The 15,084-nt window shown below is 56.3% G+C and carries 16 protein-coding genes and 1 pseudogene; 3 read left to right on the top strand and 14 right to left on the bottom strand.

What is annotated here, in order from left to right:
* Window positions 1-126 precede the first annotated feature (126 nt).
* The 3 genes and pseudogenes from TU74_RS19470 to TU74_RS19480 all read left to right on the top strand — a co-directional run.
* Window positions 127-690: pseudogene (locus TU74_RS19470) on the top strand (site-specific integrase); the annotation flags it as partial.
* A gap of 90 nt (window positions 691-780) precedes the next feature.
* On the top strand, window positions 781-1,887 hold the full coding sequence (locus TU74_RS19475; RefSeq protein ID WP_048377394.1) for a helix-turn-helix domain-containing protein: 1,107 nt from the start codon (window positions 781-783) through the stop codon (window positions 1,885-1,887).
* 8 nt (window positions 1,888-1,895) lie between these two features.
* Window positions 1,896-2,402, top strand: a complete 507-nt coding sequence (locus tag TU74_RS19480; protein WP_048377395.1) for a hypothetical protein — start codon at window positions 1,896-1,898, stop codon at window positions 2,400-2,402.
* Window positions 2,403-2,983: 581 nt separating this feature from the next.
* On the opposite strand, the gene rfbC is transcribed toward TU74_RS19480, so the two are convergent.
* The 14 genes from rfbC to TU74_RS19550 all read right to left on the bottom strand — a co-directional run bounded on the left by rfbC (window position 2,984) and on the right by TU74_RS19550 (window position 15,079).
* A complete protein-coding gene (gene rfbC / locus TU74_RS19485) occupies window positions 2,984-3,526 on the bottom strand; it encodes a dTDP-4-dehydrorhamnose 3,5-epimerase (RefSeq protein ID WP_047277588.1) in 543 nt (180 codons plus the stop codon).
* Window positions 3,526-4,410, bottom strand: a complete 885-nt coding sequence (gene rfbA, locus TU74_RS19490) for a glucose-1-phosphate thymidylyltransferase RfbA (protein WP_047277589.1) — start codon at window positions 4,408-4,410, stop codon at window positions 3,526-3,528. Before rfbA ends, rfbC begins: the two co-directional genes overlap by 1 nt.
* A 478-nt stretch (window positions 4,411-4,888) precedes the next feature.
* The gene (locus tag TU74_RS19495; protein WP_047277591.1) at window positions 4,889-5,404 is read right to left on the bottom strand and encodes an Hcp family type VI secretion system effector; all 516 of its coding nucleotides are present in this window, start codon (window positions 5,402-5,404) and stop codon (window positions 4,889-4,891) included.
* 419 nt (window positions 5,405-5,823) lie between these two features.
* On the bottom strand, window positions 5,824-6,402 hold the full coding sequence (locus TU74_RS19500) for a TerD family protein (RefSeq protein ID WP_047277593.1): 579 nt from the start codon (window positions 6,400-6,402) through the stop codon (window positions 5,824-5,826).
* Window positions 6,403-6,441: 39 nt separating this feature from the next.
* Entirely contained in the window at window positions 6,442-7,017 is a 576-nt protein-coding gene (locus tag TU74_RS19505) for a TerD family protein (RefSeq protein WP_048377396.1), read from the bottom strand.
* A 27-nt stretch (window positions 7,018-7,044) separates the two neighbouring features.
* On the bottom strand, window positions 7,045-8,091 hold the full coding sequence (locus tag TU74_RS19510) for a TerC/Alx family metal homeostasis membrane protein (protein ID WP_047277597.1): 1,047 nt from the start codon (window positions 8,089-8,091) through the stop codon (window positions 7,045-7,047).
* 7 nt (window positions 8,092-8,098) lie between these two features.
* Window positions 8,099-8,548: a tellurite resistance TerB family protein gene (locus TU74_RS19515; RefSeq protein ID WP_047277599.1), complete on the bottom strand. Its 450-nt coding sequence runs from the start codon at window positions 8,546-8,548 to the stop codon at window positions 8,099-8,101.
* A 66-nt stretch (window positions 8,549-8,614) separates the two neighbouring features.
* Window positions 8,615-9,814, bottom strand: coding sequence for a TerD family protein (locus TU74_RS19520; RefSeq protein ID WP_048377397.1), 1,200 nt, complete (start codon window positions 9,812-9,814; stop codon window positions 8,615-8,617).
* A complete protein-coding gene (locus tag TU74_RS19525) occupies window positions 9,811-10,401 on the bottom strand; it encodes a TerD family protein (protein ID WP_047277603.1) in 591 nt (196 codons plus the stop codon). The genes TU74_RS19520 and TU74_RS19525 overlap by 4 nt, the downstream gene beginning before the upstream one ends.
* A gap of 76 nt (window positions 10,402-10,477) precedes the next feature.
* Window positions 10,478-11,152 carry an HAD family hydrolase gene (locus TU74_RS19530; protein ID WP_047277605.1) on the bottom strand — a complete coding sequence of 225 codons (675 nt, stop codon included), beginning with the start codon at window positions 11,150-11,152 and terminating at the stop codon, window positions 10,478-10,480.
* Window positions 11,149-12,108: an HpcH/HpaI aldolase/citrate lyase family protein gene (locus TU74_RS19535; protein ID WP_048377398.1), complete on the bottom strand. Its 960-nt coding sequence runs from the start codon at window positions 12,106-12,108 to the stop codon at window positions 11,149-11,151. Before TU74_RS19535 ends, TU74_RS19530 begins: the two co-directional genes overlap by 4 nt.
* Entirely contained in the window at window positions 12,108-13,202 is a 1,095-nt protein-coding gene (locus tag TU74_RS19540) for a cysteine protease StiP family protein (RefSeq protein WP_047277608.1), read from the bottom strand. Before TU74_RS19540 ends, TU74_RS19535 begins: the two co-directional genes overlap by 1 nt.
* Entirely contained in the window at window positions 13,195-13,953 is a 759-nt protein-coding gene (locus TU74_RS19545; protein ID WP_048377399.1) for an HAD family hydrolase, read from the bottom strand. Before TU74_RS19545 ends, TU74_RS19540 begins: the two co-directional genes overlap by 8 nt.
* Entirely contained in the window at window positions 13,943-15,079 is a 1,137-nt protein-coding gene (locus TU74_RS19550; RefSeq protein ID WP_047281264.1) for a phosphoribosyltransferase domain-containing protein, read from the bottom strand. The genes TU74_RS19545 and TU74_RS19550 overlap by 11 nt, the downstream gene beginning before the upstream one ends.
* Window positions 15,080-15,084: the final 5 nt, after the last annotated feature.

Consider the following 15,084-nt stretch of genomic DNA (forward strand, 5'->3'; position numbering starts at 1 on the left):
TGCGATTCTTCATGTACTACAACCGCACCAGGCTCCACAGCTACAACAACTACCTGTCGCCAATAGCCATGGAGCAAAAAGCGGCATAAGCACCGTAAATGGTGTCCGGGATTACTTGACCAGTTCATCCTGGCTTCTATTGATGGGCAGGCTCGCAACCTAGTGCAGTTCGCACTCTGGACCGGAATGCGCACAAGCGAACTCGTGGCGCTGGACTGGGGGGATATCGACTGGCTGAAGGGAGAGGCTTATGTGTCCCGGGCAATGACCCAAGCGGCAGGAGGAAAGGCTGAAGTGACCAAGACCGTGGCGGGGAAACGCAGCATCAAACTGTTGATGCCCGCCCTTGCCGCGCTGACCGCGCAAAAGGCTCACACTTTCCACGCAGGTAATGAGGTGTTCCAGAACCCTCGGACTGGCGAGCGATGGGCCGGTGATCAGCCGATTCGAAAAACCATGTGGGTGCATGCGATGAAGAAGGCCAGGGTTCGGTACAGACGCCCCTACCAAACGCGCCACACCTACGCCTCGATGATGCTGTCTTCTGGGGAGCATCCAATGTGGGTGGCCAAGCAGATGGGGCATAGCGACTGGACGATGATTGCCAGAGTGTACGGCCGTTGGATGCCGACGGCCGATCTAGACGCTGGGAACAGGGCAGAAGCAATGTGGGAACCACCCGAAGTGTAAACCCATAAAATCTTGCAAAAGCATATATTGCAAGATTTCCTTGCATGGACCAATACTGATGACTATGCTCCGCAACCGAATGGAGGAGCCATGACCACCCCAAATATTACCTTCCGCCTACAGCATCTGCGTCGCAAGCACGGCCTGACGCAAGAGGCTCTCGCCGAAGCACTTGGCTTCAAGGATCGCCAGACTCTGTCTCAGATCGAGACCGGAGAGCGCAAACTCAGCTCCGAGGAAATGGTTCGAGCAGCGGAAGTGTTTGGCGTTTCCCTAGACTACTTTACCGATCCTTTTGAACTAGCAGGGGAAGGCCATTTCTCTTGGCGGCAAAACGGCACTAAGCCCGAACTGCTGGATGATTTCGAGCTGCGAGCAGGCCGGTGGATAGCGGCCTATCGCCACCTATCGAAGCTGAAAGGAGAGGTGATTAACTCGTCAACTCGGCGAGTGGCGCTGAATCACCAATCTACCTTCGAAGAGGCTGTCGCCGAAGGCGAGGCTATGGGAAAGGCTCTTGAGCTTGGTAATATTCCATCTCAGAGGCTAGCTGATGCGCTCGAGGAAAAGCTTGACACTCTTGTACTTGAAGTTGACACCGAGCAAGGCATCTCCGGGGCAGCATGCCGGCTGAACCAGCTGAACGCAATTGTGATCAACCGGAATGAAACTCTGGCTCGGCGCAATTACGATATGGCCCACGAGCTTTTTCACCTAATAACTTGGGACACAATGCCGCCTCCTAGGCTGGATATTGAAACTCCAACTGATAAGAAATCGAAACGAGTAGAGCAGCTCGCTGACAATTTTGCGGCAGGCTTGCTCATGCCGGGCAGTCTAATTGAGAGGCTAATTGAGAAGTCTGAGCTAAAAAAAGGTTCAGAACTCGCAACCTGGCTTACCTCAAATGCGCAGATTCTTGGAGTTAGTGCGGTTGCTCTTCAATGGCGGTTGGTTAACATGGGCAAGCTCAATAAGAGTGCCATTGTTAGCGAAGAATTTATTCGAAACCTTGGTGAGGCTCAGCGCACCAAGCCACCAGCCAAGTACGGTAAGCGATTTATGGCGGCCCTGGGCTGGGGCATTGACGAGGGTTATGTCTCGGTGCGCAGAGGAGCCTCGCTTCTGGGCGTGACCGTAGATGAGCTTGCGAAGCTCTTCGAGAATCATAATCTGCCGACTCCGTACGACCTTTGAGGATAACGATGTTCGAGAAGGATCAAATCGTACTTGTCGATACCAATGTGATCCTAGAGGCTCACAGGGTCACTTGCTGGAACACGTTAGCGAGCTATTTCAGGCTTGCGACGGTTGAGACTGTCGTGGAAGAAACTCAAACGGGCTTTCAGAACAGAAGCCCAGCTCAGACGATTCAATTGGCACCTCTTCGTGGCTCATTCCATCACATCGAAAATATCACGAATGAGGCAAGGGCTCAGTTCGCACTGGACAACCCTAACGTGTTGCTCGATCCGGGTGAGCGCGACTTGATAATTTACGCCCGGTCGCTTGATCCTAAGACGACGTGGTTCCTGAATAGCCCGGATATGGCCGCAGTCCGCTACTGCCATCACAGCAAATGGCTGGATCGACTAGTGTCTCTGGAGGCCATGAACAAGCACATTAGCGCCCATACAACCAGTAACCTTCGAGATAACTTCTCGGAAAATTGGCTGAGCGTACGCAAGACCAAACTGCTGCTCGGGATGTAATGACAGCCTTATGCCAGCCTCTTCGCTGGAGGGCACGTAATTGCTTGCTTGGCTGCGGGTTCAAATCCCCCCGGCCACCAACTCAACATCTAAAGACGTCCACGGACGTCTTTTTTTGTGCCTGAAATCCAGAAAAATCAAGGGCTTCGGGGCTACTGGCTTCAAGAGAGGCCATTTGAGTTCCGCTCCTTTTGGTATCCCAAGCGTGCTGGTGCCAATGTTTGGAACACCGCAACGGTGTCAGAAGTAGCTCTCATGCCTGCGTGAGCCCACCACCTGGCCAGCCGCCAGCGCAAGGCAGAGAACAAAGCCAAGCGAGCACTGTCGGGACAATCGTTAGAGAATGTGGCGATTGCCAGGTTCGATTTGAACAAATACTTTGTCACCGCAGCCTGCGCCTAAGACATCTGGCACGCGCTCACCCTGCATAGTTTTCTAAGCCTAGGTTTTCTGGTCATCGTGCGTGTGTACGGCCCGCCACAGGCGTTTTTTGATCAGACGTGGAAGCCGGGGGACTTGGTTAAACAATCGTCTCCCAGCTCGCCACCGGCGGCTGACCGCGGTTAAACCTTGGCGCGATCCTAGAAAACGTCTGCGTCCGCCAGGCACTTGCCCTGACGGTCTTTACCGGACAATGCGGGCTCGCCCTTTAGAGGCCAGTCGATGCCGATTGCAGGATCATTCCAGCTGATGCAACGCTCGTGTTCCGGCGCGTAATAGTCTGTGGTTTTGTAGAGGAACTCTGCGCTGTCGGACAGCACGACAAAACCATGGGCAAACCCTTCTGGCACCCACAACTGGTGCTTGTTTTCAGCGGAAAGGTACGAGCCTACCCATTTGCCGAACGTCGGCGAGCTGCGCCGGATATCCACGGCCACGTCGAATACTTCTCCGTGCACCACACGCACCAATTTGCCCTGGGCGCGGTGAAGCTGATAATGCAGGCCGCGCAGAACGCCTTTCACGGAGCGGGAGTGGTTGTCTTGAACAAATTGCACCGAACGCCCGATGGCGTCTTCAAACTGGCGGTGGTTGAAGCTTTCAAAGAAAAACCCGCGATCATCCCCAAAGACCTTGGGTTCGAATCGCACGACGTCGGGTATGTCTAGCGGGGTGGTTTTCATCAATAGATCTTCTCTAGCAGAAGGCGTTTCAGGTAATGACCGTAATCGTTTTTGCACAGCGGCTCAGCGAGCGCTTCCAGTTGCTCGGCACTGATCCACTTTTGTCGAAACGCCACTTCTTCAGGACAGGCGACTTTCAGGCCCTGGCGGTGTTCCAGCGTGGCAATGAAAAGACTCGCTTCGAGCAGTGACTGGTGCGTGCCGGTGTCGAGCCAGGCATAACCGCGCCCCATGATCTCAACCGACATTTCGCCCCGCTCCATGTAGATGCGATTAACATCGGTAATTTCCAGTTCACCACGGGCTGAAGGCTTGATGCTCTTGGCGATGTCCACCACTTGCTGGTCGTAGAAATACAGGCCCGTCACGGCATAGTTGGACTTGGGCTTGAGCGGTTTTTCTTCAAGGCTGATGGCTTTGCCCTGATTGTCGAACTCCACCACGCCATAGCGTTCCGGGTCTTTCACGTGGTAAGCGAACACGCTAGCGCCTGTCTCACGCTGCATGGCGCTGTGCAGCAGTTCGTTGAATTGGTGACCGTGATAGATGTTGTCGCCCAACACCAGTGCGCATGGGTCATTACCAATAAAGTCCTGACCGATGATGAACGCTTGTGCGAGGCCGTCGGGTGAGTCTTGCACGGCATACGCTATGTTCAGGCCCCAACGGCTACCATCGCCCAGCAATTGAGAGAAACGCGGAGTATCTTGCGGCGTCGAGATGATCAAAATATCGCGAATCCCGGCCAACATCAGTGTGGTGAGCGGGTAATAGATCATCGGCTTGTCATAAACCGGCAATAGCTGCTTTGAAATAGCCAATGTCGCCGGATGAAGGCGGGTGCCAGATCCGCCAGCCAAAATGATCCCTTTACGCTTAAGCATGTTTAATTCCTACACATTCGGTGAGCATCCGTCCCACACCATCTTGTCGAATGCCAAGCCTCGACGAGAGGATCCTTGCGGACATCAAGTCGCGTCCCCTTCAGCGATCCAGAGGACGACTTGGGGCACTGCGTGCCGGTAAGCCTAATACACAATGGCCGACTGCGACGTTATCGCAACCTGTAACGCTGAAAAATTCGATAAAACAATCGAGGCTGCTGAGAATCTTGCGAAACACAGAGCCATTGAGGCGCGGCAGGCAGGATACCTGCAACGTAGTGGATCGGCTTCTTTTTATGCCAATTCAACAGGTTATCGAGGGGGATTGACCGAGAGGGGGCTCAGCGCAAAAGGGAGGGATTGAGAAGACAAGTCTCAGGGTGCTGATTAAATCGCTGGTATGAAAGCATGCATCCATTTTTGAAGCAGTTATCGGCCCTCGTAAGGGCCGATAACAGGCTAGAGCGAAGCCCCAGCTTTAGACATTCGGCGAGCGCCAGTCATCCGAACCCGAAGTGCCGCACACTTCGTGCGTCCAGGTGATTTTGCGATACGTGAAATGCACGTCCTCCAGGTGCGTGAAATGAGCATTTTCCGGGTCCTGACAGTTATGCATGTACCCATTGATCTCAACGATGATCGCGTCTTCAAGCTTGGTGGTGTAGTAATGCTCCTGAGTGCCATTGGCAGACGTTCTGTACCACTGGATGACAACCTCGCTCATGCGCTCACCTGATGTCAGTGCCGCCCACAGCAATGGAGAAGCCTTGTCGAAAACCTTAGTAACGCACACAGGCTTGTGAACGCGCTGCCCGGTTGGCTGACCCGATTGAGGATCACGTGGAATGATGACCTGGTGACTGAACGCCTGGACCATGACCTGGTTTTCATGCCCTTCCTGATAGGAGTTCCCTACTGAATCTGCCGTGAAGGCTTCATTGGTGATCAACCCCTGTTTTTCACCGGTGACGGACATATACGCTGGCGTAGCCATAACTCTCTCCTTGGAATCCATAGGGTAAACCTGCGAATACTGTTTGCAGGTGCCCCTGTAATCCAAGACTTGTGCCAGAACAGCTGAACCCCTTATGCATCGGGGGTTTGAACGCTGAGCGCAACTAAAAAATCATATAAACAGACACTTGATGCCTTCGATTGCGCAACTATTGGCTCACTCCTCTGCAATTAATGGCGCAACAGGCTGCAGGCCCTGGTTATTAAGACTCGACGAATTCGGGGCCGGTAAAAAACAGCCGGTTTGCAGTACGAAAAGTTGCGCAAATGAGGGATGTTGAAAAGGCTGCGTTTGAGCGTGCAATACGCCTACATCCGAAATCGATGACACCCTCCTCGCGACCGCATAAAAAAGGCCCTTCCCGTTTCCGGAAAGAGCCTTTTAATTAACGCAACGCTTTAGCCCAAGTTAACGCCATAACTTGAGGCCAGGGCCGCCAGGCCACCCGCATAACCTTGGCCAATGGCCTTGAACTTCCACTCGCCATTATGGTGATACAGCTCGCCGAAATTCATCGCGGTTTCGGTCGATGCATCTTCACTCAGGTCGTAGCGCGCAATTTCTTTACCGTCCGCTTTGCTCAGAACGCGGATATACGCGTTCGAAACCTGACCAAAACTCTGCTTGCGTGCATCGGCGTCGTGAATGGTGACGGCGAACACCAGCTTCTTGGTTTCCGGTGCAAAGCCGGCCAAGTTCACGTTGACCTGTTCGTCATCGCCATCGCCCGCGCCCGAACGGTTGTCACCCTGGTGCACAACGTTGCCGTCCGGCGACGTCTTGTTGTTGTAAAACACAAAGCTGCCGTCATTCAGCACTTTGCCATTCTCACCAAGGATGAATACCGAGGCGTCGAGGTCAAACTCCGTACCATCCGTTACACGTGGATCCCAACCCAGACCTACAACCACTTCGGTCAGACCGGGGGCTTCTTTAGTCAGGGAAACGTTGCCGCCTTTACTCAGACTTACTGCCATGTTCGTGAACCCTTATAGAGAGAGTTGGTGGGGTGACGATTAAAATTTCAGACCGAAACTTTCAGCGAGAGGCTTGAGGCCACCGTTAAAACCTTGGCCTACCGCACGGAATTTCCACTCGGCGCCGTGGCGATACAGCTCACCAAAAATCACCGCTGTTTCGGTGCTGGCGTCTTCATCCAAGTCATAACGTCCCACCTCGACGTTGGTGTCCTGATTCACAATGCGGATAAACGCATTGCGCACCTGACCGAAGCTTTGACGCCGGGCTTCAGCTTCGTGGATGGTGACCGTAAAAGCGATCTTGTGGATATCAGCCGGTATTTTTGACAGGTCGACCTTGATCGCCTCGTCATCTCCGTCACCTTCGCCGGTACGGTTGTCGCCGGTGTGCTCTACCGAGCCATCAACACTTTTAAGCTGGTTGTAAAAAATGAAGTCAGAATCGGCGCGTACTTTGCCGTCAGCCTTGAGCAGGAAGGCGCTGGCATCCAGGTCAAACTCCGTACCATCCGTAGAACGGGCATCCCAACCCAGTCCAACGAGGACTTTGGTCATCCCAGGGGCTTCCTTGGTCAACGACAGGTTGCCGCCTTTAGTGAGGGAAAGTGCCATGAGTGATTCTCCTTAATAAATATGCGATCAAGCGTTCGTGTCGTTTTTGACGTCAGATTGCTCTTCATCTTTACCGGGAAAGATGACGCTGGCCACGATACCTATGGCCAATACCACCAATACAACGATCAAGCTGGTGTTCGGATCGATGCTGATGCCATGGCCAAACAGGTGATCGGTGGCGTTCAGGGCCAGCTTGCCGGCAATAAAGAACAACAGCGCGATAACCGATTTTTCCAGGTGAACGAGGTAGCGCTTCAGGGCTTCGAGTACGAAGTACATGGTCCGCAGGCCCAGAATCGCAAACATCATGGCCGAGTACACGATCAACGGTTCGCGGCTCACGGCGATCACTGCCGGTACGGAGTCGAAGGCGAACAAGATGTCCGACACCTCAACCACCACAACACACAAAAACAACGGTGTTGCGAACAAAGCACCCTTGCCCACCAGGGTCATTCCCTTGTTCTGCGGCTTCGTGATCTCTTTTTCAAGCTCTGTGCGTGAAACAAAGAAATTATGCCCGTGCAGCTTCGGCCAAACCGGGAAGAGTTTTTTCGCAAACCGGTAAGCAATGTGCTGGGAATAATCCTCGTCTTCGTCGTCTTCGCTCCCACGCAGCATCATGATCGCCGTCCAGGCCACGACCACGGCGAACAGCACTTCGACCCATGGGCCGAACGCCAGCAAGCCCGTACCGATAGCCACGAAGATGAGACGGAAAACGATGGCCCCGATGATCCCCCAGTACAAAACACGGTGGCGCAGCGCGTCCGGTATTTTGAACCAGGCAAAAATCGCCATGAACACAAAGAGGTTGTCGACGCTGAGCACTTTTTCGAGCGCGTAACCGGTCACGAACAGGCTGGCCACGCTCGGGCCGTGGGCGTAGTACAAGTAACCCGCAAACGCGAGGGAGATCAGCACCCAAAAGATCGACCAGACGGCCGCATTGGTCAGCGTGACCGGTTTATCGCTTTTGTGCGTGAACAGGTCGATTGCCAGAGCAATGACCGCCAAAGCCACAAATACCGCGATGGTCGTTGGCGGAAAGCCAATTGCCGTGTTTTCCATGATGTCCTCAGAGATCAAAATCGCCAGGGTTCAGCCCCAGCTCATTGCAGATGGTGCGGCAAGCAGCCCGCTCACTTTCATCGAAGTTGCCGTCAGCACTGCCGATGGCGCAGCACACGCGCACCAGCAGACGCGCGGCATCTTCTTTTTTACGTAATTGACCGATCGACTTCAGTGCTTCGGCACGGCCGATCTGTTGATCGAATTCGAATTTTTCGCACACGGCGTTGAAGGACTTGATGACGTCTTTCACGTCAAATGCCTTCAGCTCATTCGAGTTCTGGATAAAGCCGACCATCTTTTGCTTTTCACTGCTGCTGATGTCGCCATCGGAAGCGGCCACCAGCGCGCACCCGGAAACAACGGCTTCCATGAATTCACGGTTCTTGAACTTGCTGACTTCTGCCGAGAGTTTGTCGCGGGCAGCCGTCGCGTTGGTTTTCAGCCATTCGAGCATGGGAGTTACCTTGTCAGAAATTGAGGGAGCGCCGCCTGCTCCGGCAGGCGGCCATTCACAGAACGCTCATTTGGATCCGGCAGCCCAGCGCATGCCCCAGCCAAAGGCTTTGTCCATGTCTGAATGCCCTTTGAAAAATTCCACCTTGCGGTTGACCCGCACGCTACCACCCACGTTTTCGAGCAAAGCGATGGCGCACATGCCTTTGCTGCCACCCTCTTCACTCAAACGCACCTCAATCGGGGCTTCGCCGGGGATATACAAGGTGATGACGCCATCCGTCGCCTGCCAGTTAGGTGCGCCTTCGTAAATGAATGCGTACACCAGCACGCGGCGGATCTGGCGCCATTCCTTACCGTTGATGCGCAGCCATTCGCCATCACTGACCGAACCTGTGCGGTCATCGCCCATCAGTTGGATAAACGGTGCGTCACGGAAATCGCCAAAGGCATTGCCCAAGGCCTGTACCGCGCCTTTGCTGCCGTTTTCCATTTCATAGAGACAACCGACGTCAAGGTCGATACCGCCCGACTTGCCGCGCAACGAGGCAAAGAAACCGCCGCCGCCACTGTTTTGAGAGCTGCGGTTCCAGTTCAGGTTGATTTTGATCTCGCCGAAGTCGCCGTCTTTCTTTTCAAGGCTGATCGACGGGCGCTGTTTGTCGAGGGTGATTTTCGACAAGTTCACTTTCGACGCAGGGGCCGGGGCTGCAGGGGCGGCAACGGGCGCAGGTGCGGGGGTCGGAGCGGCTGACGGAGCAGGCGCCGCGATGTCCACCCCGAAGTGCTGAGCCAGAGGGGCAAGCCCGCCCGCAAAGCCCTGTGCCACGCAACGGAACTTCCACGCGCCCTGGCGACGATAAAACTCACCCAGGATCAAGGCGGTTTCTTGCATGCCCTGGGTCGGGATCGGAGCTTCGATTCCGCCACTGACCGACACGTTCAAAACCGGGAACGCCGCGAATTTGGCCTTGTTCTCGTAAATGGTGGCCGTCAGGGCGACCTTCTCGACGGCCTGATCGATCGCCTCCAGGTTCAAACTGAAGACCGTGCGCCCCGCCGCTGATTCGACCAGTTTGACCGCGCCGTTGTTGACGCTTTGCTGGCCGAAGAAACACATGTCGTTGTCGCCACGCACCTTGCCAGTATCGGTGAGCAAGAACGCCGAAACGTCCAGGTCAGCGCCCGCAACCGGGGTGTAGGTGATGGTGACGGTTTGCACGCCCGCGGAAACGGAGGTGTTGGCACCCGGCGTCAATGTGCTCATGCGCGCACCGCCCGAGCGGCATCGTTAACCAGATCCTGTGCAGTACGGCCATTGGCCACGGTGCCGAGGGTGGTGAAGTCCCAACCTGCAGAGGTGCGGCTCAGGTTCGCCATGACCAGGCCGGTGTGACGGCCTTTTTCCGATAAAACAAAACGCGCCAGTTCTTTGCCGCTGACTTCATCGACGATACGGCAGTAAGCGTTCTCGACCGCTTCAAAGTTCTGCCCGGTGAACGAGTTCACGGTAAACACCAGGTGCTTGACGTTGGCGGGTAATTTCTCAAGGTTGACCTGAATCGACTCGTCGTCGCCGTCCCCCTCGCCAGTGCGGTTGTCGCCCGAGTGGACGATGGAGCCATCCTTGGACTTGAGTTCACGAAACCACACCAGGTCCAGCGATTGCTTGTCGCTGTCGAGCACGATGCACGACGCATCCAGGTCGATGGCGCTGTCACTGTTCAGTAGCTTGGCAAAAAAACCGCTGGGTTTGACCGGGTCCCAGCCTAGGCCCATGCGGATTTTCTTGAGACCGGTTCCGGCTTCTTTTTCGAGGGAAATGGTTTGGTTCTTGGACAGCGAAATGGCCATGAAGCGTCTCCTTGTCTGCATCGATGCACAACGTGCTGTTTAACCTAATCTAACGCCTGTATATGACGAGCAGTGCTTACAGTTCTTCACGCAAGCACACGTCAAGCGGCCGCTTGCGGCGCCACAGCGCATGAAATTCACGCCAGTGGGGCTCTTGAGCGGCGCCGAGCATTTGTTCATCGCCCCGGGTGTCACCCCAGGCGCGCAATGTGTATTGGTCCAAAGGCCCGTATTGCGCCTCCAGACGGATGACTTTTTGTTCACACCGGCAGTTAGTGCCGCTGATTTCACCGGTCAGCACGCCGTTTACCGCCTCCAGTTGAGTGCCGATCAAGCCGATACCCAGTTTTTTGGCGAACGGTTTGAGTACCAATTCAGGCGATGCCGAGCAAATGGTCACGAGCGCCTGCTGCTCTCGTTGATGGGCGACAGATGTTAAGCCCAAAGGCCGCATTAACCGCTGCCACGAAACGTCACAAAATGCTTCAGCACGCTCTTCAACCCACGCGACTTTGGCACCTGTCAGATAGACCGTGATGAGCTTTTCCTTCAGGTCGTTGCGGGAAATCTGCCCCAGCAAGTAGCTGAGCGTCGCTGGAATCATCCGGAACAGACGCATGGCAAACAGCCGATTGCCGAACGCAAAGCGTAAAAACGGTACAAAACTGTCATGATAGGTCAGCGTGCCGTCGAAGTCGAACGCCGACAGCACCTGTTTATTTGTAACCGGTTTATTTAAAACGTTGTTCAACCTACCCATTCAGCCAATCTCAGGCTGCCTCCAAAAGTGTCGGAAGGGTTACCGCACTCTGTGCGAACCCCTTGCCAATGAGCGCGTTCGATAACGGTTTGCGCCCATTTGTAATGTGTTGCCGGCTCGCACATGGCGTCGTTGAACTTGAACACCGCGGGCGCCGACTCACTCAGTATTTGGCGTGCGCTGTTCAAATCTTCAAGGGTGACTTGCAACGCCTTGTGGATAACCGTGATTTGCGACGGGTGTATCGCGGTTTTACCCACAAGCCCGTGCGCAATGTCCAATGCCAGCTCCTGCTCCAGCAGATGCGGTGTATTGAGCTGTTCAAACACCGGCGCCGTCAGCGCAAAACCCGCCGCGCCCATCACCCCGCACAACATCGGGATCACGTAACTCATGGGCGTACTGTAAAGCGTCAGGGCCGGGCTGCGCCGCAAGCCCAGGCAGCCCATCAGGTCATTGCCGCCAATGCGCAGGGCGATGATACGTCCCGGCAACTGTTCCAGCATGGCGTCACGCAGCTCCACCATGGCCCCCGGATCAAACACCTCCGGGGTTTCAAGCGTCGGCATCAGCATCAGTTCGTGACGGGTAACGGCCTGTTGCCATTGACGAATGTTGCTCAGGCGCAATTTGGGCACCACAAAACCATCGACGTGACGCATCAACGACCACTCGTTGAGCACCGCCGCCATTTCCGCATCCCGCGGGCGAACAAACAGAATCGGCCCGCCGGACGGTCGTCCGCCCCGGGCTTCTATCCCCAATAACAGATGCTTGAGATTGGACAGCGCCTGCTGCACGTCGGTCTCGGCGACAGCGTCTTCCAGGCACACCACCAATGAGCGCAACCCTTGAATCTTCTCGCCAAACACCACATCCAGAATGTCCGCACGGGTGGCGGGCATATACAGCGTGGCGCCCAAGGCATAAGCGGAATGTCTGATCATCAACGAACACTCCTGATCACGGTCACGGCCCGATAAGGCCCCAGCTCATCGCCCGCCTCTTCGACGTCAATATTGGCCTGACGGGTCAGGTGCATCAGCAATTGCACATCCTGATCGTCGCGGCTGCGTACCAGCACGTGGTCCGGCACGCGGCGCATCACCGCGCGCGTGGCTTCGGCAATGCCCGGTTTGACGCGATTAGGGTTGGTCACCCCGAACCGCGTCGAGATACGTTCGACCGCAGCCACGGCTGAGTGTTGCAACGCATGTGCCTGCTCGCAGGTCCACGGCAGCGCCGGTGCCTGTGGCGCCAATAGCGCGCGCTCGCGTTCGATGCTGTGGATAAATGCCTGCGTCACGTCGTGCTCGGCCAAATGCCCATACACCACGCACCCGTGCAGGCCCGGATCAGTTGGCCAGATGGAGCGCGAAACCAGCCCCGACACGGTGGCCCCCAGGATGCCCGAGGGAATCAACCAGTCTTCGGCCGATGCCGACAACCACGCCCGACCACATGGGTCGGCCAATACCACGAGACGCGGCTCGGACGGGAAACGCGCATCCCCCGCCAGGCTGTCGCGAATCTGACCGCTGATCGCCCCTTTACCGGTCCAGCCGTCCACGAACACGATGTTCTCGGCGCCGTGGGTCTTGATGATAGCTTCAAGTGCCACGCTGTCGATGCCACGGTCACGAATGATGCTGATGCCGTAGTGCCGCGCGTCGCGCCCCATTTCAACCAGCGCCCGACGCAGCAGTACGCCCAACGGCAACCCGGCGCGCACAAACGACACCAGCGCAATCGAGGAACCCTGATACCGCTCATTCAGGGCCAGGGCCAATGCCTGAACATCGGCGGCCATGCGTGCGCCATTTTGCGCCAGCGCTTGCAGGTAAAGGCTTTTGTGAGTGTCAGACGGCGGGTGTTCCTGACTGATCATTTCCGAATAGTGGCGCTGTTGGGTCTGAATCAGACGCTCTTTTTCCTCTACGTCGGTGACGTCGATGTCCATCGCCCGCAACAGGAAATGCACGTCATCCGGGGCATAGCTGCCACTGCCTACCGTGGTTAAACCGTCAAACGCGTCACGCATGGTCAACACTCGCCATCACATGGCTGGCCAGTTGCCCACGACGGGGCGTGCCCCACCAGTCGCATTCGGCCATAAACCCCAGGTCCGACACACTGTCGCCAAAACCCAGCATCGGCCGCTTGCCATTGACCGCCTGATCGCGACGAATCCATTCGCGCACGGCTTCGCGCTTTTGCAGCGCCAGCGGCAGAAACGCCAGATTGTTGCCATTGCCATGCACATACAAACCGTCCAGCAAACCCCGCGCCTTGACCTCGGCCAGCACGGTCAGCAGCGCGTCGTCGGTTTCGTTGTTGTGTTTGGTGACGACGTAATGGGCCAGCCCCTGTTCCTCCACCACCCAGCCGCGCAGCGAAAAACCCAGTTCGGCGCCAATGGCCAGGGTGTGCTCGCTCAGTTGGTGCAAACGGGTTTGTTCCTGCGCCAGCAAGTCGCCCATGCGTGCATGCCAGGCGGCGTCCAGCGACCCATCGGCGGCAAGGATCACGCCTCCGTGGGCGCACACCGCGCCATGGGCAAACGGCAACTGCACCCGCTGATAGGCTTCGATGCTGCGCGCCGTCACCGGCACCACATCAGAGGTGGCCAACAGCCACTCAACAAAGCTCTTTTGGGTGGCGTTCATAAAGCCGTTAGGCTGCCCGTCAACATCGAGCGTGGCGGTAAAACGGGGTTCATCGCCCATTTTGCGGGCGGTCTGGAACAGGGTGTCGTCGAGATCGACGAACACCAGCGGACGATTAGTTGTCATCAACGATCACCTGCGCATTCAACGCGCTGACCAGCGCCGGGTCGACGGCCGCGGCCGGCGTTTCGCTGCAAATCAGCACCCGGTCGAACTGGCCGGGGGCGACGTTATACAAAAAGTTAGGAATGCCCAGCCCGTAGTTATCGGAAAAACACAGCGCATGGTCAATGGCATGGCCCAGGGCAATCGGCGAACGGCTGGTGGAACTGAAATGCACATCAGCCCCCGCCTTTTCCAGGCGCTCGGCCAGCAAGAAGGGACGCCACACAAACTCGCTGGTGCCCACGACCAAAATGCGCTCGCCGGGTGTGACGTGCAGGTCGGGCGCCAGCGTATCGCGGTGTTCGCTCACCCCCATGCGGCCCCAGTCGCGACGCGGGTCCAGCGTCCAGTCACCTTGGGCAACACTGCCCACTTCAGGCATGTCCGGCAAATCAGCGGTGGGATCTTCGTGGAACGTGTAGCGACCGTCGAGCAACGAGACACTGGTCACTTGATCGCCCATCGCGTGACGCACGGCGTCTTGCGACCAGTCTGTCAGGGTGGCGGTCACCAGACGCTCAATGCGCGTAAGCCCGGCATCCACCAAGGCTTTGGACAGGTTAATAAAGGTATTGCCAGTGGAGGCTTCGTCATCCACCAGCACCAGCGAGCGCGCCGCCATCATCCGCTCACGGGTGACCGCATCAGCGGGCAGGTGCAGCAAATGCGAACTGGCGTGGCTGTGCTCTTCTTCAAAGCGGGCAAACAATTGGCTGCCGGTCGGGTGACGGGTGCTGACCAGGTACACGGTGTCATCGCGAGTCTGGCTCAAGGCTCTGTGCACACCGGCGCCAAGGCCGACGGCGGTTTCAGCCATACCGATCACCAGCACTGGGCCGGGCAAGTCCGCAGGAATTTTTGCCGCAAGGGCGTTGAAACTGTCAGCCATCAACGAAGGACGCGCCGGTATATGGCGACCGAGCACACGGGAAACAAACAAAAAAGCGCGCTTGGGATTACGACGTTCAGCGAAACTGAAAAGTGCCTCCGGGTCAAAGGTCGATGCATTGACCTCAACCTGGAGACGACCACGCTTAAGGTTTGCGTGCAAAACCTTGGAGCCGGTCAGGGGGTTACCGCTATTCATTAAAA

This window comes from Pseudomonas lundensis (assembly GCF_001042985.1).
GTDB lineage: Bacteria > Pseudomonadota > Gammaproteobacteria > Pseudomonadales > Pseudomonadaceae > Aquipseudomonas > Aquipseudomonas lundensis.